Raw genomic sequence first — 22,953 nt, forward strand, 5'->3', positions numbered from 1 at the left:
CGTATCCTGTTTTGCCTATATAAATTTTGGTATATAAATAATCAAGCCTATTGCCATTGCTGTCATTGCGGCAAAAAATACTGCTCCGGCAGCAATATCTTTAATAAATCCGATTTTCTCGTGATAATTGGGGTGAATAAAATCGGCAACTTTTTCAATAGCTGTGTTCAATCCTTCTATACTTAGCACGAGACCAATTGCAAAGATTTGAAAAAGCCACTCCTCATGTGAAATATCAAAATAGAATCCGGCAATAGTCATTAGTATTCCGATTGAAAACTGTACCATAATGCTATGCTCGGTAGTAATCAGTTTTAAAGCCCCCTTAAAAGCGTATGTAACGCTTTTAAGTCGGCCTTTAACAAAAGTATTGTCTTTTTGAAATTTCATTTAATAGAATTATAGAGCTGCTAAAGCTGCTTCGTAATTTGGTTCGTTTGCGATTTCCGGAACTTGTTCTGTATGAACTACTTTTCCGTCAGCATCAACTACGATGATAGCTCTTGAAAGCAAACCTTTTAAAGGTCCGTCAACAATTTCCAGGCCATTTGCTTTACCAAAAGAGCCTTCCTGAAAATCGGATAAGTTAACTACATTTTCTAATCCTTCTGCTCCACAAAAACGTTTTTGAGCGAAAGGTAAATCTCTTGAAATGCATAAAACAGTTGTGTTTTCTAATCCGCCTGCACTTTCATTGAATTTTCTAACAGAGGTAGCGCAAGTTCCTGTATCAACACTCGGGAAGATGTTTAAAACTAATTTTTTACCAGCAAAGTTGCTTAATGAAGCAACTGATAAATCATTTTGTACTAATTTGAAATCAGCTAATTGCGATCCAACTGCCGGTAATTCACCTGATGTGTTTACAGGATTTCCTCCTAAAGTTATTGAAGCCATGTTTTTGTTTTAAAATTAAATGAGGTTCAAAAGTAAGGATTAAAATTTGAATCTAAAAGTATTTGTTATACGTTTAGGGCCAGATTAAAGATGGTTTTTGGATAGAAGCGAATTTACAAATCAGTCGTTTATTTTTTGTAATAACTTTTTTTTGGGGATATATTGTTGTACTGCTTTTACTCTCGATTTTGTCATTCCGACAAAGGAGGAATCTCCGTTAGAAACTCGAAAAAGATTGATGACTTAGATTGTGGAGCAACTTGCGGAGATCCCTCCTTCGTCGGGATGACAAAATTACGCATAAAACTGTGATTGAAAAACGAAACATCTCGTAAAACCGTTCGCCTGCGAGAGGGATGGGAGCAGGCTACCGAAGTAGCGCGGACAGCCCGACAGCGTCCTGATAAGAGGGCGAATAGGAGCAAAGAAAGTCTGCCCTCTTATCGGGATGGTGGCTCGCCCTAACTATAATTAGATAATGAGGCAATTTGATAATTAGATAATTGATTATGATTTTGTAGATTTACTTTGCGTGGGCTTCGACTCTGCTCAGCCTGGCAAAGATTATCTCAATATTGAAAACAAAAAAGCGTCTCCAAATAGAAACGCTTCTTCAGTTGTTTTTTGTTTTTTAAGTGGGCAACTATTTGTCGATAGAACCTAAAACACGTTTCATGAACGTATTTAGAGCTTCTTTTTTATCGGTTCCCTGTGCTACCAATTTCTGAACTTCAAGCGCACCGTACATATTTGAAATCAGTTCACCGATTACGTCTAATTCTTCGTCTTTAAGAGAAGGGATTTCGGTCATAGCTTCTAAAACCTCGATAGTTTCAATGATATAATCCTGATCGTTTTCTTCGATAAACTGTGTTAAATGTTTAATTACTGGTAATTTCATAATTTAGACTTCTTAGATTTTAGACATTCTTAGACTTCTTAGACTTTACTTTAAAATTTTTAAAACATCAAAGATGTGCAAAAATCCGGGCCAGTCTAACTATCTAAATTTAAGCAATTGCATTAACAAGATCGATTAAAACTTCTTGTTTATTTGTCTGCGTTTCACCAACTAATTGTCCGTTTACGAAAGTCGCGAAAGTAGGCAGGTTGCTTACGTTAGCTAATTTTCTTGATTCCGGAGCATTTTCAGCATCAACCAAAACAAAAGTGATAGCTTCATTTTCAGCAGCTAATTTTTTGAATTTTGGTTTCATAATACGGCAATTTCCACACCATGAAGCTGAATATTGTACTACTACTTTTTCGTTTTTAGCAACTAAATCTGCTAACGTGTCTTCGTTTAAGTCGATTAACATAGTTTTTTAAATTTCAATGTCAATTTCAATGTCAAAAATCAATTTTTAAGCAATTGATATTGAATTCAAATTGAAATTATTGTTTGTTTTTTGAAAGAATTTTGAAATTCAATGGCAAAGTCAGAATTGAATATTGAAATTGCCATTGAAATTGTTATTGCAAATTAGTTAGCGCTTAAGTATTCAGCAGTACTGTTTCTGTCTGCAGTCATAGCTTCTTTACCAGCTTCCCAGTTAGCAGGACAAACTTCGCCTTTAGTCTGGATGTGCGTGTAAGCATCAACCATTCTTAAGTATTCGTTTACGTTACGTCCTAATGGCATGTCGTTTACGCTTTCGTGGAATATTTTTCCAGTTTCGTCGATTAGGTAAGTCGCTCTGTAAGTTACGTTTGAACCTTCGATGATAACTGAATCAGTATCTTCGCTGTAGCTTGTAGATTCGATATCAAGAATACCTAAAATGTTTGCTAAGTTACGGTTTGTATCCGCTAAGATTGGGTACGTTACACCTTCGATTCCACCGTTGTTTTTTGGAGTGTTTAACCAGGCAAAGTGAACTTCGTTAGTATCGCAGGAAGCACCAATTACGATAGTATTTCTTTTTTCGAATTCTGGTAGTGCAGCCTGAAAGGCGTGTAATTCAGTTGGACATACAAAAGTAAAATCTTTTGGATACCAGAACAATAGTACTTTTTTGTTGTTGTTTACTGCTTCTTCAAAGATGTTGATTTTTAAGTTATCACCCATTTCTGAGATAGCATCTACTGCAATACTTGGGAATTTTTTTCCTACTAAAGACATAATATTCGTTTTACGTTAAAATTTATTTCTGGTGCAAAAGTAGGGTATAAGTAGAGTTGCTTACAATAAGATGTGATTATAAAAATTTATAAGTTGATAGGTTTTGATTATTTTAAATTTTAACTTATTGAATTTCAATATTTACGGGTAAAATTCCATTGAAAGTATTTTTTTCTAAAAATTGAATTGCTGCTATTTTTTGAAATTCTTCAAAATCCTGATAGGCCTGAATTAATCCGAAAGCTTTTTTAAGATTTGGAATTATGGGTAAAACGTACGGATTTCCGAAAACATACATGATACATTTTTTGGTCAGAAGCAAATCCGAAAGCAACCCTAAAACTTCAACATTTATTTCAAAATTATTTAAAGGTTTTGCTTTTGGAACAAACAATGAAATGATGATGGTTTCGAAATTTTCTAAGTGATTTTTGATAGCTGAAATATCAGAAGATTCTAAGTTTTCAAAAGCAAATTCCGGTGAAGGCAGTTTTGTATTTAAAGTTTTGAAGAATGTATTTTCTGTATTTTTATATAAACTCAGTTTGGCTAATTTGTTGTTTTTCTCAGCTTCAACGGCTAAATCTGAAATTCCGTTGTCAATGATTTTTGTGATGCAGTTCTGGGCGATTTCAAGGTTTAATTTTGAAGCATTTTCGAAATTCAATTCGCCTGAAGTGAAAGTTTCATTCGAAAATAGTCCCACTTTTTCTTTGGCTTTTCTGATCCTTTCATAGCTTTCGGAAATACGGTCAGGAGAAGCATTTTTATAAATGGCTTCAATTCCTTCCGGAACATTTTCCGCGAAGCATAAAACATCGTTTCCGGCATTGAAAGCTTCCCATTCTAATTGACCTTTTGTCTCGTACAATTTAGAAACGCTGTGCATGTTCAACGCATCAGAAATTACCAAACCTTCATAACCTAATTTTCCACGCAAAAGATCCTGAATAACGACTTTTGATAAAGTTGCGGAAGTATCTTTTCCATCATTTAGACTTGGAACGGCTAAATGTCCGATCATTATTGAATCGACATTATTTTCAATTCCTTTGATGAACGGATACAATTCGTTTTCCAGTAACTCTTCTAAAGTTTCTTTTAAAACCGGCAATCCCAAATGTGAATCTACATTGGTGTTTCCGTGTCCGGGAAAGTGTTTCAGACACCCTAAAACACCAACTTCCGACATCCCTCTTAAATACTCAACCGCAAAATGGGCTACTTTTTCTTTGTTTTCACCAAAAGAACGATATCCAATCACAGGATTATTTGGATTGTTATTGATGTCTGCCAAAGGTGCTAAATTATAATGAATTCCGGCGGCTTTTAAATCCAGTCCGATTTGTTTTCCAACTTCATAAATCAGCTCAGATTTGCTTTCAGGCAAAGCGCCAAGCGTAATCGCATACGGATATTGCGGTGTTTTTTCGATACGCATTGCCAAACCCGATTCGGCATCAATACTAATTAAAAGTGGGGTAGAAGCCGCTTTTTGGTAACGTACGATCAAAGCTTTGATTTTTTCGTAACTGTCATCGTTAAAAACAATTTTCTGCTTGCTTTCGTAATTGGTAGCTGCACTGGCACGACTGTGAAAAAAGGTCAGTCCGCCAATATTGTATTCTTTGATAAGGCGTTCTGTTTTCTGAATATTTTCTTCAGTATCGTTGATAAAAACGGCTGGAAAGAAAAATTGTCCTATTTTTTGTCGTAATGCTTCGGCTGTCATTTTCATTATTATAAAGTCTTTTTCATGCAGACACTATTATCCATTTCCTCGTAAGGCGGATAATTTGGTATTATAGTGTAATCTAATTTTTGATATAAGCTGATGGCTTCGGGCTGTTTTTTTCCGGTTTCGAGTATCGTGTAAGTATAACCGACTTCCTTTGCCCAGATTTCAAGTTCCTTTAAAACAGCCGATGCAATTCCTTTTTTTCGGTGGTCAGGATGAACGTACATTCGTTTGATTTCTGTTGTTCCGGGTTCTTTTTCGCGGAAAGCACCACAGCCCACCGGAATTCCGTTTTCGTAATAAACGATAGTATGTTTTATTTTGTCCGTTTTATTGTACTGATTATAAAACGCATGATCTTCTCCGTCTCTAATCGCTAAATCCTGATCTAACAAAGTAACCAGATTTATAAAATCGATATCGTCTGAATTGGTTCTTTTTAAGGCGATCATTATACAATTTTAATTTTATTATCAAACTTTATTGATAGATGTTTTTATATTCTACTCGTACATTTCAGGTCTCACAATATACTCAGTTACGTATTCTCCGTTTTTATCCGAATAATAATAATTTAGGGTAACTTTATTATCTCTAAACAACTTCATACCCGGGTTTGTTTTTACATTTTGTAAAATTCCCGGGAAAATATATTTTTTTACTGTATCGATTTTAACATCAGCTTTTGCTATTCCAATTAAAACATAATTATACTGAATTGTTTTTGTTTGGTAACGCAACTACATTCTTCAAAGTTGTAGATTCATCAATATTCATTGGACAAGTTTTATTAAACTCATTAGCAAATTCAACGAGTTGCTTGTCAATTGATGGCTTAAATAGGGATTGTGTAACAAAAAACATTATTATAAATCCGATTATAAATCCTATGAAAGTTTTAATATCAAATTTTCTTTTCGGCTTTTTTGCTTTCAAATCTTCAACTTCCGGTTTTAAATTTTCGTAATCGGTAATCGGTAATTGAAAACCACAAACTGAGCAATATTTTGAATTTATGTCGTTTTCTGTTTGACAATTTGAACATTTTTTTTTCATAACTTTTTATTTCAGTTTGGCTTTCTTTTGTTTAACCAATTGTTTTTTGGTTTCAATTGCTTTTTCCAGTCGGTTTTTAAAGCGAAAAAGTTTTGGAAGTCCTTCTAAGCGGTCCTCTATTGTGATTTCTTCATACACAATAATTGCTTTTTCTAAAACCCGAATTTCATTGTCGAGATCCAGTTGGATTTTGTAAATATTCGCTAGTCTGTCGTAAGGATGATTTCCTTTAAAGCTTTCCGCAACATTTTCTTCATACAATTCAATTGCTTTTTCAAGATTTCCGTTTTTTTCGAACTCAGCTCCTTTCAGGTTGCGTTCGGCCTGCAAATTTTCATTGATTTCCATAGGTAAAAGTTTGATTTGGGGTTAAACTTCTTCTGATTTTTTTCCGAAATCTTTCGGAAAAACTAAAAAACGTGATAAAATAAGACCTGGAATTGTAGCTATGAAAACCCAAATAAAGAAGTTTTGATAGCCTAAATATTGTTGTATAAAACCGCTCAACATTCCCGGAAGCATCATTCCCATTGCCATAAAGCCGGTTGCCAGTGCATAATGTGCTGTTTTTGATTCTCCTTCTGCAACATAAATCAGATACATCATAAAAGCTGTAAATCCAAAGCCGTAACCGAACTGTTCTAAAATTACAACGACGTAAATGTAATAGATAGATGCCGGATGAAAAAAAGCTAATAAGATGAAACCAATTATAGGTAAATGCATCGCTAAAAACATGGGAAACATCCATTTGGTAAGACCTTGTTTTGAAATTGCAATTCCGCCCAAAATCCCTCCTAAAGTTAAAGCGCCAACGCCAAATGTCCCGTAAATTATTCCAACTGCTTCTGTATCGAGTCCCATTCCGCCTAATTCTTTTCCGTCAAGCAAAAACGGACTGAGCATTTTAAGCAACTGCGATTCTCCTAATCTGAAAACCAGAATGAAAGTCAGAATTAATCCGATTTGTTTTTTCCTGAAAAAGCTGATAAAAATAGTTCCGAAGCTTTGATGATGATGCGCTTCTTTGTTTTCTGCAGCGTTGATTTCGTTTTTAGGAGTAAAAAGGAAATTGTAAAGCGTTATGAATGTCATTAGTAAACCAACCGCAATCATGGTGTAGGACCAGGCTTTTGTATTGTCACCATATTTATGTTCCAGATATCCGGCAAAAAGTACAATCAATCCGTTTCCTGCCAGCATTGATAATCTGTAGAAAGTACTTCTGATTCCGAGGAAAAACGACTGCTGTTCTTTTGGCAAAACCAATAAATAAAAACCATCGCTCGCAATATCATTCGAAGCCGAAGCAAAAGCTGCAACCCAAAATATGGCTAAAGTCATCATGAAAAATCCATTTGTCGGAATGGTAAATCCGACCAGCAAAAAGGCAATTGAAATCAGTAGCTGCATCGACAAAAACCATTTCCTTTTGGTTCCTGTCAACTCAATAAAAGGACTCCAAAGCGGCTTTATGACCCATGGTAAATACAATAAACTGGTGTAAACGCCAATATCTTCATTTGAAATACCCAGATTTTTGTACATAATTACCGAAACCGAAATTATGACAGCATAAGGCAGTCCGGAAGCAAAATTGAGAAGCGGAATCCAAAACCACGGTTTGTTATCTGTTTTCATTTGGCTGGGCAGGGATATAATTTTTAAATGTTTTTTTTAAATCGATAATAGTCGGTGTACTTTCGTTTGCAAAATAATCAATAAATGTTACCGCACAAGCTTTGTACTGATTGATTTTTTGTATGGCTACAGAAAGCAAAATTCCGCCTTCGTTTTCGTGTACCCTTACTTTTTCAATAATTTGTCTGGGGTCATTAATATCGATTTTCGAAATATGATCAGCTCCATAAATCACTAAGTACCTCACTTTTGTATTTAATGGTGATTTTATACTGAATGTATATCGGAGACTGTCTTTTGCATATTCATTTATAAACGGCGTGTCGATAATAATACGTTTTAGATTTGGAACTGCCGGTGGGAGAGCCGGATATTTATACTGATTTTCTTCTAAATGGCGTGAAATATCAAAGTTCTTGTCCATGAACCATTTGGCACTGAAATAAGCACTTCCGCTTACGTTTTTGAAACCTCTCAAATAATCAACCTGATTTGGGATTTCTGTCATGAAATTCCAACTTTTATCACTGTCGCCTCTGATTTTATAAGATGCGTGACCAATGTAGATTGCAGTGTTTTTTGAGTTTTCTGACCACCATTTTACTAATTTAGAATAGTTTGCAATACGATTGTTCATGCTCCAGTACAACTGTGGAAGGATATAATCGATCCATTTTTGGTCCATCCATAAAACAGGATCGGCATATAAATCGTCGTAATTAGATGTTGACTGCGTTTCAGAACCTTTAGGATCAACGGATTTATTTCGCCAAACCCCAAACGGACTGATTCCGAATTGCACCCATGGTTTACTGGCTTTTATGGTGGTAGAAATCGTGTGCACAAAATTGCTCACATTCGCCCGTCGCCAGTCGGCAAGTGACAGACCGCTTCCGTATTTTTTGTAGGATGCGGTGTCGTTAAACACTTTTCTGGGAACGGCATACGGATAAAAATAATCATCAAAGTGAATAGCATCGATGTCGTATTTATCGACTACTTCTTTCACAACTTTAGTTAAATGCGACTGAACTTCAGGCAGGGCAGGGTCATAATAGTATTTTCCGCCATATTCAATCATCCATTCCGGATGTTTAAAAATATCGTGATTTGGGCTCAATTGCTGTTTGTTTAAATCGAAAGTCGCACGGTACGGATTCATCCACGCATGAAACTCAAAACCTCTGTCGTGCGCCTGCTCAATCATCCAGGCCAGTGCATCGTAATAAGGACTAGGCGCCTGACCTTCTTTTCCGGTTAAGAATCTGGACCACGGAGCCAGTTCTGTAGGATAAAAAGCATCACCAACACTTCTGATCTGAACGATTACGGCATTGTAATTCAGTTTTCTGTATGCCTCTAAAATCGCAATGTAATCAGTTTTTTCTTTTTCAACATTATCAACAGCCGTTTTGGGCCAGTCAATGTTTACGACAGTTGCAATCCAGACACCTCTAAATTCGTTTTTAGGATGATTTAATTTTTCCTGTGAAGTGGTGTTCCATCCAAAGATAAATAAGAATATGATAGAGAATATTAGGTGCTGATTTTTATGCATTTCAATCTTTTTTAACAGAAACCAAAAATAGTTTTTTTAACGGACTATCGTAAATAATTTAGTGATTATAATTTTAAAGGTATTTATTTGAATTTCATATATTTTTTTTGCCACGAATTGCACTAATGTTCACTAATTTTTCTGCTAATGTTTGACAAGAATAATTTTGGCGATCTTTTTTATACACATAGAAGCATAGTTTTCTTGGCTTATAAAGGCATTTTATTTATTTGAAATACATCAGCTGTATGCTTCAATTTTTTTTTCTACAGATTAAAAATTAAAATATTCAATACTAATCTATTTTTTTACCACAAATTTCACAAATTCCCGCTAATTATTTTTCGCAATATCAAGCAAAAAATTTGCGAAAATTAGTGTAATTTGTGGTGGACTTTTTTTTTCAAACAGAATGATTAATCCTTAATCTGTGGCATATTTTTAATAATTCGCGTCAAAACCCTACTAATCCGGAAAAGAAATTTTTCCCATTGTGACAGAAGGAATTCCTTTGTTGGTACCAAAATTATAATTTCCGCCGGCAACCGTTTCATTAGCTAAAACAGCAAATAAAACCGCTTCTTTCGCATCGCTTAAAATACCCAGATCATCGCTTTTTTGAAATTCGCAAGGCAATAATTCTTTCAACCATTTTACCAGTAACGGATTGTTAGTGCCGCCTCCCGACATGTAAATCTTAAACTCCGCAATTGGTGTTCCGCTGTTTTTAACCACAAACTGAATCGCTTCAGCAATTGTTTCGGCACTTAGCCTTGTCAAAGTAGCCAGCAAATCTGATGCCGAAATGTTTTCGAGTTTGGTTTTTGAAAGTGCTGAATCGACAAAACCTTTATTGAACAATTCCTGACCGATGGTTTTTGGAAAGCTTTTCCGGAAGAAAGCATTATTTTTTAGTTCCGATAAAAGGGTTTGATTTACGATTCCACTTTGGGCGATTTCCGCATCTTTATCGTAATTTTTTTCAGGGAAATAATGTTTGGTAAAAATGTCAATCAAGGTATTGGCAGTTCCGGTATCGGTTACAAAAACATCTTCAGCGTTTAGGGAAGCGGACAAATACGTGAAATTCGCTATCCCGCCCATGTTGAGCATGATTCGGTTTTCGCCTTTTTTACTAAACAATAAATAATCACCATAAACTGCCAAAGGCGCTCCTTCGCCACCTGCTGCAACATGTTTCTGCCTGAAATCAGATAGTGTAATAATTCCGGTTTTTACCGCAATATGATCACCGTCCCCAATTTGTAAAGTCGCATTTGGAAATTTTTCCTGCTGATGCAAAAACTTCGGAGCGTGCAAAACCGTTTGTCCGTGCGAGGCAATTAAGTCAACTTCGTGTGGGGGAATATTCCATTTTTGAAGACAATCATTGACCATACCGGCGTGCAGGATTCCGATCCATTCGTTAAGTAGAGCCAAATGCTGAAAATCGATTGTTTTTTTAGCAAACACTTTTCTGATTTCGGTTTTAATATCTTCCGAATAATTTATGGTTTCAAATTCGAGAATTGTGACACTTGTATTTTCGCCCGCACCAGAAATAGCACAAAGCGCAATATCAAGCCCGTCAAGCGAAGTTCCGGACATTAAGCCCAGTATTTTTCGGGTTTGTTTTTGGGCGATGTTGTAGAGAGCAGTTATGTTTTTGTTCATTTTGATGGAGGCTTTTTAATAATGCTAAAATCGGAATGTTTTGGGGATAAATTTAGGGAAAGTTGGGGATTTTTTTGGGTTGGGAAAAACGGGTATTAATACTTGGTTGTTTAGATTTGTTAATTGATATTTTTGAAAAGGAAAATTTAAAAATCATAAAAAATTTGGTTTTCAGTAAAATATAAATGAATTTAAAATGATATTTGTTAATTAATTCTATTTTATAAACTCTTGCAAAAAATATAAACAATGCTTGATCAATCTTTTTCCTATGAAAATTTCCGAATTATACTTGATGTTGAAAATAGGAAGGGTAGGTATTTAGAAGATGAAAAATTTTTTGATACGGATGATATTTTTGAAGATTCTAGAGATATTACTGAAAAAATTATTGCAATTAATAAATTAATTGACGACGAATATCAGAAGTTAAAAAAAATAATTGTAAAAGCTCCACAGGATTTTCAAATGTATGATGAGTTATTACAACAAAAGAATTTACTTAAGGAAGAAAGAGAGCAAAAAAGACTTGAAATATTATCGTGCTTAAGTGAAAGAACTAATAGCGATGAATATCGAATTAAAATAACAAAGGGTCAAATAAAATTTAATAGTCAATTATATGTTGCTGATGATAAACCTGAACATTACTTTGTACTTAAACAGTTACAACGAAATATTTATAAAACATTTAAAGTTAAACAGGCAGACAGAAAAAGTATAATATCTCAACTAAAAATTCTTTTTGACGATGGATTTCCAAAAGTTATTATTCGTACAGATATCAAAAGTTTTTATGAAACAATTCCTCATAAACATCTTCTATCAAAAATAGAAGAAAATAGTTTACTTAGCTATCCTTCAAAACGAATAATTCGAGACATATTAAATCAATATTGGAAAATTTTAATTGATGATGGTATAAAAACTAACTCAGATGAAAGAGTTGGTATACCGCGAGGAATCGGTATAAGTGCATATCTTGCAGAAATTTATATGAGGGATTTTGACAGAAAGATTTCTTCAAGTAATAGTGTTACATATTTTGCTAGATATGTTGACGACATAATTATTGTTATAACTCCTACTTTAAGAAATGAGAATATTTCAACATCAAAATACAGAAATGAAATAAAATCGATTTTATTTAGAACTTCAGGTTTGGATCTAAATTTGGAAAAAACTTTTTTAATAGATCTTAGGAAAGAAAAAAAAGATAGAAAAACTTCTAAAAAATATAATTTAACATATTTAGGATATCAATTTATTATTGGATACGAGAAAAAAAGTGACAAAGAAACATATTGGATTGAAAAGCTACCTCTTAAAATTTTAATGTCAGAAAATAAATTAGAACGTTACAAAAAGAAAATTATTTCTGCATTTGAAAACTATCAATTAGAAAAAATTAAATATGCCGGAAGAGAAAATAGTATAAACAGAATTTTACTTTTAAGAATGAAATTTTTAACTAATAATTTTCAATTATTTAGGCGAAAAAAAAATGTTTTTGTTGGAATTTATTTTTCAAATGAGTTTTTAAATACGACAGATGAATTGAAAGTATTGGATAAAACATTGAAAGAAGAAATATTAAAGATTGAAAATGCAAGTAATATTATATTGGTTAGTAAACTAAATAAATTATCCTTCGAAAAAGGTTTTAAAAATAAGCTTTTTCTGAATTTTAATTTCAGGTCATTTCAAAACAGTAAAGTATTAGGTATTTGGAAAAAATTATAACTATGAGAAAAAAAATACCTATTATAGATTGCAAGGAACGAGTAGCCCTTTCAGATGTTTTGCCATATGAGACTCCTCTTTTATTTTCAAACAGATACTTTTATAAGTACTTGTTAAAGAGAGAGAAAAGTGAAAAAAGTCTTGGGTATAAAAACAAAAAAAATAAAGCTTTTGCAGAGATTGAATCTATTTTATTTAGTCGTGAAGAAATAACCCGTCCTTTCATATTTAATATAAATCATAGGGTAAATGACTTTAGAAAATTAAGTCTCATTCATCCTAGTAATCAATTAAGAGTAATTGAATTCTATGAAAAGTATAAAAGTTTAATACTTTACTATTGCACTATTAGCCCTTTTTCCATTAGAAGACCCGCAAGTGTAGCAAAATTTACTTTTTACAATGACCTGCTTCATAAAAAGAATCAAGATGGAGATCTGGAACATTCTCAAATTGAACAAGATGAAAGTGAATATGAGAATTTAAAATCGTACTTCACTTACCAAAAATACAGTAACATTCACAAATTTTTTGAATCGTATCAATTTCATCGATGTGAAAAAAAATATAGTAAACTTTTAAGAATTGACATTTCAAAATGTTTCGATAGTATTTATACACATACAATTTCATGGGCAATTCTAAATAAACAAATTGTAAAAGATAATGTTGTTCATTCCTTAAAAACTTTTGGTGGAGAATTTGATAACTTAATGCAGAAACTTAATGCTAATGAAACTAATGGAATAATAATTGGACCTGAATTTTCACGAATTTTCGCAGAAATAATTCTTCAACAAATTGACAAAGACATATTTGACAAGTTAAAGATTACAGATGAAAATGGTAAAAATCTTATTCATAAAATAGACTATGAAGCATTTAGATATGTTGATGATTACTTTATCTTTTATAATAATGAAGTCGATTCACAAAGAATATTAAAGGAATTTAAACTATGTCTTAGTGAATATAAAATGTATGTAAATGAAAACAAATCAATTGTTTATGATAAACCTATTATTACAGAAATTAGTTTAGCAAAGCAAAAGATCAGTGATTTGTTTAATGATCATTTAAAGTTAATTGAAAATCAAAAAGTGACTGAAGATGATCAAAGTAACCCAGAATTATACTTTTCATCGAATAATGTGATTACACGATTTAAATCAATTGTTAAGGAAACCGGTGTTGAATATAAGGATATTATGAACTATAGCCTTGCGGTACTAGATAAGAAAACTGCAAAACTTATTAATAAATTTAAAAAAGAAAAAACTGAAAACCCTAAATTAAGCGAAAAAGAATTTGAAAAGGGATTTCTTGAGATTTTAGATGTTGCATTTTTCTTATATTCAGTATCGCCCAGAGTTAATTCCACTATTAAACTGTGCTTGATTATTGATAAAATAATTTGCTTTCTTAAGAAGAACAAGACAAATAATTATGTTGAACCATTTTCATGTAATCATAAGCATAATATTTTCAAAAAAATCTCAGACGAAATTTTTTTAATACTGCAAAAAAACAAAACTAAAGATGAAACTCAAGTTGAGACATTATATCTGCTGATTGCGCTTAGTCAACTTGGTAGAGAATACAGACTTAATATTAACATCTTATGCTCGTATTTTAATATTAAAATACATTCGGATAATACTTTTGAAATTGTTCATCCTTTAAATTATTTTTCGATTACGGTGCTTCTATTCTATATTAAAGATATTCATATGTATGCTCCCATTAAATCCCTAATGAGAGTGTATATTTTAGACAAATTCAAAAATTCCATTTTAGATAAAAAGTGGAAAATGGATACAGAATTAGTACTTTTGTTAATGGATGTTTTAAGTTGTCCTTTTTTGAACAATTCAATTGACAGTATAGAAAATAAAAATTTATTTCTTGAATTTGAAAATTTGGAAAATGCAATTTTACAGCCGTTTACAGCACTAGAGTCAGATAATTATATCAATACCATTAGTAAAATTTCAAAGCAAATCAACTCAATTGAATCAGTTCAATTTCTTGAACAAAAAATTTTATTAAAACTAAATTTGTGGACAAATCTATATATCCAAGAGTTAAATAAAGATGATTCTTCAGATGTCGATAATAGAAAACAAAAATTACTCACATTTATTTTCTATCTAAAGAATAATGTCATTAAACACGTTGATAAACATAAATTTAAGAAAGAATTGTTAACTTTGGTCGATATTAATGACAATCAGGTTAATTTTATTAAGCAAGAAAAATTTTGGTTCATTAAATGGACAGAATTTGATTTTAGATTGGAATTGCAAGCTAAAAGAAGTCAGGAAGTTTACTAAAAATATTGCTACCACCGACAGTCAGTAATGACACCACACACAAGTAGCTTCTTTCATGCTCTAAAGTTGAGTTTGGAAGAGATAAATAAGGTAACCTATGTCGGGGGTTACTTTTTAAATTACGTTCTATACTAAATTTCTACCATTCTTTTGAAAAAAATATAACTTAACCCGATAGCGCGGATTTGCAATCCGTGCCCACCAAGATTGAACATAAGAAAAGCCAAAAAAATATACTTTGCGGGCACGGATTACAAATCCGCGCTATCGTTGTATCAATCAGGATAAAAAAGACTATTACCATCTGATTAAAAAATATTTTTCTTAAATTAGAGAAACAATTAAATTCAAAAAACATGAATCCATCAAAAATAATAGGAATAATTCTGATCGTTATTAGTCTCTGTGTAGGGTATGTAGGTGCCAACAAAATTGCTGACAATACAAAAGAAATTAATTTATTAGGGCTGAAAATTGACGCTTCCAACGAATCGGGTAAGGAACAGGGGTATCTTTATTTAGGGCTGGCCGTCATTTTACTTGCAGGCGGAATTTATACGGTCAATAAATCAAAGTAAATTGCAGTAAGTAGATGTTGTAAATATTGCATGAGGCATCGTTGGTATGTATTTCTTGTCAATTAGTTTACAACAAAACTTCTTATGAAACCTAAAGCCCTAGCCCTGATGGCAGCGACATCCTTTTGTGCCGGGGTTCGGCATAAAAGATACAGCGTACAGCAGGAATCAGCTCCTGCTAATAACAGAACTTATTACATACAAAAACCGCCTCAAATAGCACTTTGAGGCGGTTTTTTTATGATAGAACAGAATTGTTTTTAGAATTTGTAAGTTACACCAACTCTAAAGTTTCTAGGTGGTTCTGTTTGCCAGTAGTAAACTCCGTTACTAACCCATTGGTAAAATGAACCACTATACAAATATTCATCTAAAATATTAAATACGTTAGCCGTTACTTTGAATTTACGGGTTTCATAAGATAATCCCCCATCTAACTTAAAGTAATTTGGTAATCTTTCTAATCCTTCGCTCCAGGTATCAGTTAGGCGACCTGCAAGGTAAGTTCCTCCGACTGATGCACCGAAACCTTTTAATACACCTGATGGAACTACATAATTCAGCCATGCATTAGCTACATGTTTTGAGTATCCCGGAACTATGTCACCTTCTTTAAAAGTGCTGACATTTGAATCGGTTACTTTAGATTCTGTAAACGCATAGTTTGCTATTAAGTTTAAGCCATCAACAATTTTACCTCTTAAATCAACCTCAAAACCCTGAGCTGTTTTTTCTCCTAATGTTGTACTGTACATAACTCCCGGTACATAAAAATCGTCGTCTGGTCCAGGTTGAACAGGATCTGTAGTCAATTCATTTTGTTTAATGATACTATAAGCAGATACGGTGGTGCTCCAGGTACCGTTAAACCAGTCTTTTTTAATACCAATCTCACGGTTTGTACCTGTAAGTGGTTTTATAGTTTCTGTAGGTCTCACTCTTCCGGACTGTGGCGTGAATGCCTGATCGTAAACTCCGTAAACAGCGAAAGAAGGGGTTATTGACCAGCTTAACCCAATACGAGGCGTAATGTGGCTATCTGCAGCAGGATCACTGTAACTACTCGTTTGTTTAATCCAGGTGTAACGGCCTGCAAGTGTTAATCTTAATTTATTTTCAAAGAAACCTAATTCATCCTGAACATATCCGGCTGCATATTGCGAACCATATAATCCTGCGGCTCTCTGGCTCAAAGGGGTACTTTCATCAAAATTTGGCAGCCCATTCGCAGGCGTACCATAATCCGGATTTAAAACATTAAATGGATCTTCTAAAGTATCTAATGCGTGAGTTTGTCCCCAATCGGCCATATAATCTTTTCTTCCTAAATCCATACCTCCCAAAACTTTATGACTTACAGGGCCTGTATTGAATTTTCCATTCACGAAAATCTGACCTAAAAACATATCGCTTTCTGCATCCCAAATACTAACACTTCTGATAATTTCTCCTTCAGACAAAACTTCAGTATCTACAATATCATCATCATTAGTATCTACACTTACAGGTCCGACAGCACCTGGCCATGAACTGTAACCGTCCATTATATATTTAAAATATGAGGTTTGTGCTGTTAATTTCCAGTCGCTGTCAAAATTGTGTTCAAACATTAAATAACCGCTGTGGTCATTAATTTTTGTATCAGGCAAACCTGGCTGAGTCATTGTGAAATCTACAGGAGTTGTTGCATAACCTTCATTTGCCGAACTAAAAACATAATACGAACCTACTTCGCTCATGTTGGCAAACTGCCCATTGTATTCTAATGTTACTTTGGTTTTGTCGCTCAATTTGTAAGATAAAACCGGTGCGATTACGTAGCGGTCATTATGTTCAAAAGGTCTGTGGGATCCTTTCTTTTGAAAAGCACCATTAAAACGGTAAAGGAATTTTCCGTCTTTATCAAATTTTCCATCTAGGTCAATACTTGCACGGTAAAAGGCGTAGCTTCCTGCTAAAACGCTGGCCTCTCCTTTGGTAATTCCGGTTGGTTTTTTTGTTACCACATTGTACAGACCACTTGGATCTCCGCTTGAAAGCATAAAACCTGCAGGTCCTTTTACAAATTCAATATGATCTACAAAGCTCATATCTTCTGTAAGTGGTCCCCAGAAAGAAGAAACTACGTTGAAACCATTTCTAAAAGCCTGGATTTGCGATCCGCGCATACTAATATTGGTGTACATATCTCCCCAGTGCTCTAAACGAACGGCACCACTCACATTACGAATAACTCCGTCGCTCATGCTTGTAATTTGTTGGTCTTTTAAAGTCTGAGCACTTACAATCTGAATGTTTTGCGGAATTTCAAGTACAGGAGTCTGAAGACGCAATGACATTGACGGCTTGTCTTGTTTGTACTTGTTTTTTGTAATGATTACTTCATCAAGGTCTTCCTGGCTTTCAGAAAGCGTGAAATTTTTTGTAGTGGTCTGTTTTGCTATTACTTCAATTTTTTCTTCTACCGACTTAATTCCGATAGAATTAATGCTAATAACGTAACTTCCCGGTTTAACAGACTTAATTTCATATTGTCCGTTTTCATTCGTAAGAACTGCGTACTTTGTTCCTTTTAATTTTATAGAAATATTCCCTGCAGGAAAATTTCCACTTAATGACACTTTACCGCTTACTTTTCCAAGTTCCTGACCCATTACGGTTAATGAACTCAAAAACAATAAACTAAACAGCATTTTTTTTATGGTATTCATTTTCATTTTTGGTAAAAGATTAATTTTTATGACGCAAAAGTAATGGCTAATATCGTTTTATCCAAAATTATTTTTAATTATTCTAAATAAAGTTTAAACTAAAAAAGTAACTAAACTTTTTTTAGTGTAAGCAATTAAAAATAAATGCTAAAAATACACTTATCAAAAAGACGTAAAGCAGAAAAAGGCAGAAGTTCGCAGCATTATGGCGTAAACACTGAAAAGTCAGTGCGTAATTTTCTTAATTTAGAATAAAAACAAAGGAAATAAGAGTATTTTTGTAACCGAAAAAACACATCCGTTTCAGGTTATAAATTCAATCAGAATGTCAATAATTAAGGAGTTAGAACAACTGTCTGCATCATTAGAAGGAACACTTTTATACGATGATCTACATAAAACGCTTTATTCAACCGATGCTTCGGTTTACCGAATTAAACCCAATGCGGTTGCCATACCAAAAACGACTCAGGATATCGCCAAACTGATCCGTTTTGCAGCAGATCATAATATGTCGGTTACGCCAAGGACTGCGGGAACTTCTCTGGCGGGTCAGGCAGTTGGAGACGGCTTGGTAATTGATGTTTCGAAACATTTTACTAAAATTATTTCGTTTGATGCCGAAAGGAAAACTGTAACCGTTCAGCCGGGTGTAATTCGTGATGAGCTGAATTTATTTCTTAAACCCCACGGTGTATTTTTCGCCCCGATTACTTCAACCTCAAACCGTGCGATGATTGGGGGAATGGTCGGAAATAATTCTTCGGGGACGACTTCAATTCGTTATGGTGTGACACGTGATAAAATTGCGAAAGTAAAAGCAATTTTAAGTGACGGTTCTGAAGTGGTTTTTAAAGACCTGACTTCTGCTGAATTTATTGAAAAAACCAAAGGTGATACTCTGGAAAATAAAATATACAAAACGATTTATGACGAGCTTTCTATAAAAGAAACTCAGGAGGAAATTGTAAGAGAGTTTCCAAAACCGGAAATCCACAGAAGAAATACAGGGTACGCCGTTGATATTCTGCTGAAATCGGAATTGTTTGGAGGAACTGAACCTGTCATAAATCTGGGAAAACTGCTTTGCGGAAGCGAAGGAACACTGGCTTTTACAACCGAAGTGACGCTGAAAGTTGATGATCTTCCACCTGCGCACAGTATTATGGTCGTGGGACATTATCATACAATTCACGAATCATTAGAGTCAGTTGTCGTGGCCATGAAACACCATTTGTACACCTGCGAGATGATCGATGATACAATTTTGGATTGTACCAAAACGAATCGGGAGCATGTAAAAAACAGATTCTTTTTACAAGGCGAGCCTAAAGCTATTATGATGTTTGAAGTAGCAGCCCATACTTTGGAAGATGCCGAAAAACAAGCGGATGCGCTTATTGCTGATTTAGAAAAAAACAATTTCGGTTATGCCCGTGTGAAGATTTATGGTGCTGATATTGACAAGGTAAACGAACTGAGGAAAGCCGGTCTCGGACTTTTAGGAAGTATTGTTGGCGACGATAAAGCGGCGGACTCTATTGAGGATACAGCGGTTGAACTAAGTGATTTACCAGCTTATATTGCAGAGTTTTCGGCAATGATGTTAAGCCACGGACAGGAGGCGATTTATTATGCGCATGCAGGTGCCGGGGAATTGCACCTTCGTCCGGTTTTGAATTTAAAGAAGACCGAAGATTTGAAATTATTCAGAACTATTGCGACAGAAGTGGCGCATCTGGTTAAAAAATACAGAGGTTCGCTAAGTGGCGAACACGGTGACGGAATTGTTCGTGGTGAATTTATTCCGTTTATGATTGGCGATAAGAATTACGAATTGCTGAAAAGAATCAAACTGGCATTTGATCCAAATTCGGTTTTGAATATCGGAAAAATTGTCAACGCTGGCAAAATGGATGAAAACCATCGTGTAGTTTCGGGAAGGACAGAACCGGACATTAAAACGTTTCAGGATTTCTCAGACAGTTTAGGGATTTTGCGTGCAGCAGAAAAATGCAACGGTTCCGGAGACTGCCGAAAACTGCCGTCAGCAGGAGGAGCGATGTGTCCGAGTTATCGTGCGACCCGAAACGAAAAAGAAACTACGCGTGCGAGAGCCAATTCACTGAGAGAATATTTAACGTATTCTGAAAAAGAAAACAAATTCGACCAAAAAGAATTATACGAAGTTTTTGAGTTGTGCGTGAGCTGTAAAGCCTGTGCGAGCGAATGTCCGAGTAATGTGGACGTAGCGACTTTAAAAGCCGAATTTTTATACCAATATCAAAAAGCAAACGGATTCTCAACCCGAAATAAGATTTTTGCCAATAATGCTAAAATGAACAAACTGGGAAGTAAATTCCCGGTAATTACGAATTTTATTTCGAATCAGTCCTTCGTTAAAAAAACAATGGGAATTGCACCCGAAAGACAAGTGCCGTTACTAGCGAAAAAAACGTTTAGAAAATGGCATGCAGAGCATAAACCAACTGCAACAGATTTTCCGAACGGCAGGTTGTATTTGTTCGTAGATGAATTCACGAACTATTATGATGTAAATATAGGAATAGATACTTTCGAATTACTGACTAAATTAGGGTATCAGGTTTTGGTTATTGACCATGAAGAAAGCGGAAGAGCCTATTTATCGAAAGGGTTTTTGGAAGAAGCCAAGAAAATTGCCAATTATAATGTGAATGTTTTTAAAGATCTGGTTTTAGGAAATGCGCCTTTGGTTGGGATTGAACCTTCGGCCATTTTGACTTTCAGGGATGAATATCTGCGTTTGGCTGATGATAAAGAAGCGATAGAGAAATTATCCCGAAATACGTTTACAATTGAAGAGTTCTTTAAAAAAGAAATCATCGATGGTAAAATCACACCAGAATCATTTTCTGAGGAGAAAAAAGAAATCAAAATTCACGGGCATTGCCACCAGAAATCTCTGAGTTCTGTTGAAGCAACTTTTGCGATGCTGAATCTTCCTAAAAACAATACAGTTACCATTTACAATTCAGGCTGCTGCGGTATGGCAGGTTCTTTTGGTTATGAAAAAGAGCATTATAAAGTGAGCATGCAGATGGGGGAAGATACCTTATTTCCAAAAGTGCGTAACACAGCCGAAAATGTAAAAATCGCTGCAGCAGGAACGAGCTGCCGTCATCAGATTTATGATGGAACAAGTCGTGAGGCCCAGCATCCGGTTAGTATTTTGAGGAATTGTCTTAAGTAGAACTTAACCGCAAGGAGTGCTGAGGAGTACGCAAGGTTCGCAAAGATTTTTTTTCTCTCGCAGATTTGGCAGATTGAGCAGATTATTTTTTTAATTAAATTATTACAGATCGGCTTAAATCTTTTCAAGATAAGCAAAATCTGCATTATCAGCTAAATCAGCGAGAGAAAATATAGCCAGAGATTCAAAAATCATCGTGACAGGAAAACTATTTCAGGTTAACTTTTTTACCTGTCTCAGCAGCTTTATAAATAGCATTAATAATCTTAATATCTTTCAGTCCTTCCTCACCCGTAATGTGGTCAGGAAGTTTTTTGTTTGCGAGCAATACTTTAGAAATTTCGTCTAATTGCTTTTGCTGTTGTTTGATCTGAGGAAATTTTAAAGGTCCTTTTGAGGTCTTTCCTTCATACGGACCATAACTTAGTCCCGGACTTAATTCAAAAGAGCCATTATCTGCTGATGCATAAGTCCTGTCAATATTGTAACCGACAGAGCTATTGCCATTTGCCATTGCACCGCTCGGAAAAACCATTTGCCATGATATGCTTTCTTCCGTTTCTGAAAATCTGTTTTTATCGTTAATCGTTCCAAATTGGGCAGTAACTGAAATAGGTTCTTCCCCTAAAATATACCGGCTGACCTGGATACAGTAAATTCCAAGGTCCATTAAAGGTCCGCCGCCGGATAATTTTTTGTTCAGTCTCCAATTGGCCGGGCTATTTATGTCCACAGGTTTTTTAGCAATGGTGTCATACGTTTTGTATCCGAGGGATGATTCTATATAGCGTACCTGTCCAAAGACTTTCTCTTGTCCTAATCTTTTAATCTCTAAATGTGTTGGTTCGTAATGCAATCGGTATCCAATAGCCAGTTGAACATTATTGTCATTGCAGGCTTTGATCATTTCTTCACATTCTTTCACGTCTATTGCCATTGGTTTTTCAGTAATTACGTGCTTTCCGGCTTTTGCTGAACGAATAACGAATTCTTTATGCATGCTGTTTGGCAGGATAACGTAAACCATGTCGATGTCTTTGTTTTTTATGATCTCATCGAAATTTTCATAATTGTAGATATTCTTTTCGGGAATATTGTATTTCTCTTTCCATTTAATGGCTTTAGAAGGTGTTCCGGTTACAATGCCTGCAAGATTACAATACTCAGAACCCTGCATAGACTCTGCAACTATATTCGCATAAATGCCTAAACCGCAAAGGGCAAGATTTATTTTTTTTCCATTATAAGGTACATGTTCAGGTTCTGCTGCGGATAAAAAAGAGGGGAGGTTGGTTGCGATAACTGAAGCACCAACACCAATTCCAAATTTATTTACAAATGAACGTCTCGATATTTTTTCCATAAAATTTGACTTTATATTACGTATGATTTTAGTAGTAAAGGTTTAGTAAAGTGAGGTTTGTATTAATTGAAATAATACTTTTTTTGAGTTTAATTAACTTCAAATTAAAGGATTATAATTTTATTGTCCTAAAAAAGCGACCTATTTGTTGATGAAAATAGTTAAGAAAATTTCTGCAATTTGAGATGAAAAATGAATTGCTTAAACAAAATCATTTTATAAATTTGATTTCAGGATAATTTTTGCATTATTTGCAAAATAAAAGCGTAAAGTCTGAAATATATTAATTAAAAAAACCAGAATCATA

Annotated in this window: 19 protein-coding genes; 5 read left to right on the plus strand and 14 right to left on the minus strand. The window is 34.3% G+C overall.

All coding sequences use genetic code 11. The features are described 5' to 3' along the window. Positions 1–15: 15 nt before the first annotated feature. The 12 genes from GXM17_RS12725 to GXM17_RS12780 all read right to left on the minus strand — a co-directional run bounded on the left by GXM17_RS12725 (position 16) and on the right by GXM17_RS12780 (position 10,686). Positions 16–390, minus strand: a complete 375-nt coding sequence (locus GXM17_RS12725; protein ID WP_163399700.1) for a diacylglycerol kinase family protein — start codon at positions 388–390, stop codon at positions 16–18. 9 nt (positions 391–399) lie between these two features. After that, the gene (gene tpx / locus GXM17_RS12730; protein WP_163399701.1) at positions 400–897 is read right to left on the minus strand and encodes a thiol peroxidase; all 498 of its coding nucleotides are present in this window, start codon (positions 895–897) and stop codon (positions 400–402) included. 643 nt (positions 898–1,540) lie between these two features. Then, positions 1,541–1,798: a DUF6952 family protein gene (locus tag GXM17_RS12735; protein ID WP_008462029.1), complete on the minus strand. Its 258-nt coding sequence runs from the start codon at positions 1,796–1,798 to the stop codon at positions 1,541–1,543. Positions 1,799–1,907: 109 nt separating this feature from the next. Further along, positions 1,908–2,216, minus strand: a complete 309-nt coding sequence (locus GXM17_RS12740; protein WP_163399702.1) for a thioredoxin family protein — start codon at positions 2,214–2,216, stop codon at positions 1,908–1,910. Between the two features lie 164 nt (positions 2,217–2,380). Beyond that, complete coding sequence (locus GXM17_RS12745; protein ID WP_073416931.1) at positions 2,381–3,019, minus strand: peroxiredoxin; 639 nt, start codon at positions 3,017–3,019, stop codon at positions 2,381–2,383. 124 nt (positions 3,020–3,143) lie between these two features. Next, positions 3,144–4,757: a glycoside hydrolase family 3 protein gene (locus tag GXM17_RS12750; protein ID WP_163399703.1), complete on the minus strand. Its 1,614-nt coding sequence runs from the start codon at positions 4,755–4,757 to the stop codon at positions 3,144–3,146. Between the two features lie 2 nt (positions 4,758–4,759). Next, positions 4,760–5,209, minus strand: a complete 450-nt coding sequence (locus GXM17_RS12755; protein WP_163399704.1) for a GNAT family N-acetyltransferase — start codon at positions 5,207–5,209, stop codon at positions 4,760–4,762. Positions 5,210–5,465: 256 nt separating this feature from the next. Beyond that, positions 5,466–5,813 carry a zinc ribbon domain-containing protein gene (locus GXM17_RS12760; protein ID WP_163399705.1) on the minus strand — a complete coding sequence of 116 codons (348 nt, stop codon included), beginning with the start codon at positions 5,811–5,813 and terminating at the stop codon, positions 5,466–5,468. Between the two features lie 6 nt (positions 5,814–5,819). After that, positions 5,820–6,161 carry a hypothetical protein gene (locus GXM17_RS12765; protein WP_163399706.1) on the minus strand — a complete coding sequence of 114 codons (342 nt, stop codon included), beginning with the start codon at positions 6,159–6,161 and terminating at the stop codon, positions 5,820–5,822. Between the two features lie 21 nt (positions 6,162–6,182). Beyond that, positions 6,183–7,454 (minus strand): MFS transporter, encoded by a 1,272-nt coding sequence (locus GXM17_RS12770; protein ID WP_163399707.1) that lies wholly within the window; start codon positions 7,452–7,454, stop codon positions 6,183–6,185. Then, positions 7,441–9,012: a glycoside hydrolase family 10-like protein gene (locus tag GXM17_RS12775; RefSeq protein ID WP_163399708.1), complete on the minus strand. Its 1,572-nt coding sequence runs from the start codon at positions 9,010–9,012 to the stop codon at positions 7,441–7,443. Before GXM17_RS12775 ends, GXM17_RS12770 begins: the two co-directional genes overlap by 14 nt. 465 nt (positions 9,013–9,477) lie before the next feature. Next, a complete protein-coding gene (locus GXM17_RS12780; RefSeq protein WP_163399709.1) occupies positions 9,478–10,686 on the minus strand; it encodes an anhydro-N-acetylmuramic acid kinase in 1,209 nt (402 codons plus the stop codon). 249 nt (positions 10,687–10,935) lie between these two features. Here GXM17_RS12780 and drt3a point away from each other — a divergent pair, with 249 nt between their 5' ends. The 4 genes from drt3a to GXM17_RS12800 all read left to right on the plus strand — a co-directional run bounded on the left by drt3a (position 10,936) and on the right by GXM17_RS12800 (position 15,568). Then, a complete protein-coding gene (drt3a, locus tag GXM17_RS12785) occupies positions 10,936–12,429 on the plus strand; it encodes an antiviral reverse transcriptase Drt3a (RefSeq protein ID WP_163399710.1) in 1,494 nt (497 codons plus the stop codon). 2 nt (positions 12,430–12,431) lie between these two features. Next, the gene (gene drt3b / locus GXM17_RS12790; RefSeq protein ID WP_163399711.1) at positions 12,432–14,762 is read left to right on the plus strand and encodes an antiviral reverse transcriptase Drt3b; all 2,331 of its coding nucleotides are present in this window, start codon (positions 12,432–12,434) and stop codon (positions 14,760–14,762) included. A 356-nt stretch (positions 14,763–15,118) separates the two neighbouring features. After that, positions 15,119–15,340: a hypothetical protein gene (locus GXM17_RS12795; protein WP_163399712.1), complete on the plus strand. Its 222-nt coding sequence runs from the start codon at positions 15,119–15,121 to the stop codon at positions 15,338–15,340. A gap of 84 nt (positions 15,341–15,424) precedes the next feature. Beyond that, positions 15,425–15,568 carry a hypothetical protein gene (locus GXM17_RS12800; RefSeq protein ID WP_163399713.1) on the plus strand — a complete coding sequence of 48 codons (144 nt, stop codon included), beginning with the start codon at positions 15,425–15,427 and terminating at the stop codon, positions 15,566–15,568. Between the two features lie 32 nt (positions 15,569–15,600). Here GXM17_RS12800 and GXM17_RS12805 read toward each other — a convergent pair whose 3' ends face one another. After that, positions 15,601–18,057, minus strand: coding sequence for a TonB-dependent receptor (locus GXM17_RS12805; RefSeq protein WP_163399714.1), 2,457 nt, complete (start codon positions 18,055–18,057; stop codon positions 15,601–15,603). Positions 18,058–18,376: 319 nt separating this feature from the next. Between GXM17_RS12805 and GXM17_RS12810 the strand changes: the two genes are divergently transcribed. Continuing rightward, complete coding sequence (locus tag GXM17_RS12810; RefSeq protein ID WP_163399715.1) at positions 18,377–21,283, plus strand: FAD-binding and (Fe-S)-binding domain-containing protein; 2,907 nt, start codon at positions 18,377–18,379, stop codon at positions 21,281–21,283. 208 nt (positions 21,284–21,491) lie between these two features. Here GXM17_RS12810 and GXM17_RS12815 read toward each other — a convergent pair whose 3' ends face one another. Next, positions 21,492–22,646 (minus strand): Gfo/Idh/MocA family protein, encoded by a 1,155-nt coding sequence (locus GXM17_RS12815; RefSeq protein WP_163399716.1) that lies wholly within the window; start codon positions 22,644–22,646, stop codon positions 21,492–21,494. Between the last annotated feature and the right edge of the window lie 307 nt (positions 22,647–22,953).

Origin of the sequence: Flavobacterium fluviatile, from assembly GCF_010645065.1 — a bacterium.
Classification (GTDB): Bacteria; Bacteroidota; Bacteroidia; order Flavobacteriales; family Flavobacteriaceae; genus Flavobacterium; species Flavobacterium fluviatile.

Coding starts and splice junctions, on each gene's coding strand:
- GXM17_RS12725 (WP_163399700.1), bottom strand. CDS start 390: ATGAAATTTCAAAAAGACAATACTTTTGTTAAAGGCCGACTTAAAAGC.
- tpx (WP_163399701.1), bottom strand. CDS start 897: ATGGCTTCAATAACTTTAGGAGGAAATCCTGTAAACACATCAGGTGAA.
- GXM17_RS12735 (WP_008462029.1), bottom strand. CDS start 1,798: ATGAAATTACCAGTAATTAAACATTTAACACAGTTTATCGAAGAAAAC.
- GXM17_RS12740 (WP_163399702.1), bottom strand. CDS start 2,216: ATGTTAATCGACTTAAACGAAGACACGTTAGCAGATTTAGTTGCTAAA.
- GXM17_RS12745 (WP_073416931.1), bottom strand. CDS start 3,019: ATGTCTTTAGTAGGAAAAAAATTCCCAAGTATTGCAGTAGATGCTATC.
- GXM17_RS12750 (WP_163399703.1), bottom strand. CDS start 4,757: ATGAAAATGACAGCCGAAGCATTACGACAAAAAATAGGACAATTTTTC.
- GXM17_RS12755 (WP_163399704.1), bottom strand. CDS start 5,209: ATGATCGCCTTAAAAAGAACCAATTCAGACGATATCGATTTTATAAAT.
- GXM17_RS12760 (WP_163399705.1), bottom strand. CDS start 5,813: ATGAAAAAAAAATGTTCAAATTGTCAAACAGAAAACGACATAAATTCA.
- GXM17_RS12765 (WP_163399706.1), bottom strand. CDS start 6,161: ATGGAAATCAATGAAAATTTGCAGGCCGAACGCAACCTGAAAGGAGCT.
- GXM17_RS12770 (WP_163399707.1), bottom strand. CDS start 7,454: ATGAAAACAGATAACAAACCGTGGTTTTGGATTCCGCTTCTCAATTTT.
- GXM17_RS12775 (WP_163399708.1), bottom strand. CDS start 9,012: ATGCATAAAAATCAGCACCTAATATTCTCTATCATATTCTTATTTATC.
- GXM17_RS12780 (WP_163399709.1), bottom strand. CDS start 10,686: ATGAACAAAAACATAACTGCTCTCTACAACATCGCCCAAAAACAAACC.
- drt3a (WP_163399710.1), top strand. CDS start 10,936: ATGCTTGATCAATCTTTTTCCTATGAAAATTTCCGAATTATACTTGAT.
- drt3b (WP_163399711.1), top strand. CDS start 12,432: ATGAGAAAAAAAATACCTATTATAGATTGCAAGGAACGAGTAGCCCTT.
- GXM17_RS12795 (WP_163399712.1), top strand. CDS start 15,119: ATGAATCCATCAAAAATAATAGGAATAATTCTGATCGTTATTAGTCTC.
- GXM17_RS12800 (WP_163399713.1), top strand. CDS start 15,425: ATGAAACCTAAAGCCCTAGCCCTGATGGCAGCGACATCCTTTTGTGCC.
- GXM17_RS12805 (WP_163399714.1), bottom strand. CDS start 18,057: ATGAAAATGAATACCATAAAAAAAATGCTGTTTAGTTTATTGTTTTTG.
- GXM17_RS12810 (WP_163399715.1), top strand. CDS start 18,377: ATGTCAATAATTAAGGAGTTAGAACAACTGTCTGCATCATTAGAAGGA.
- GXM17_RS12815 (WP_163399716.1), bottom strand. CDS start 22,646: ATGGAAAAAATATCGAGACGTTCATTTGTAAATAAATTTGGAATTGGT.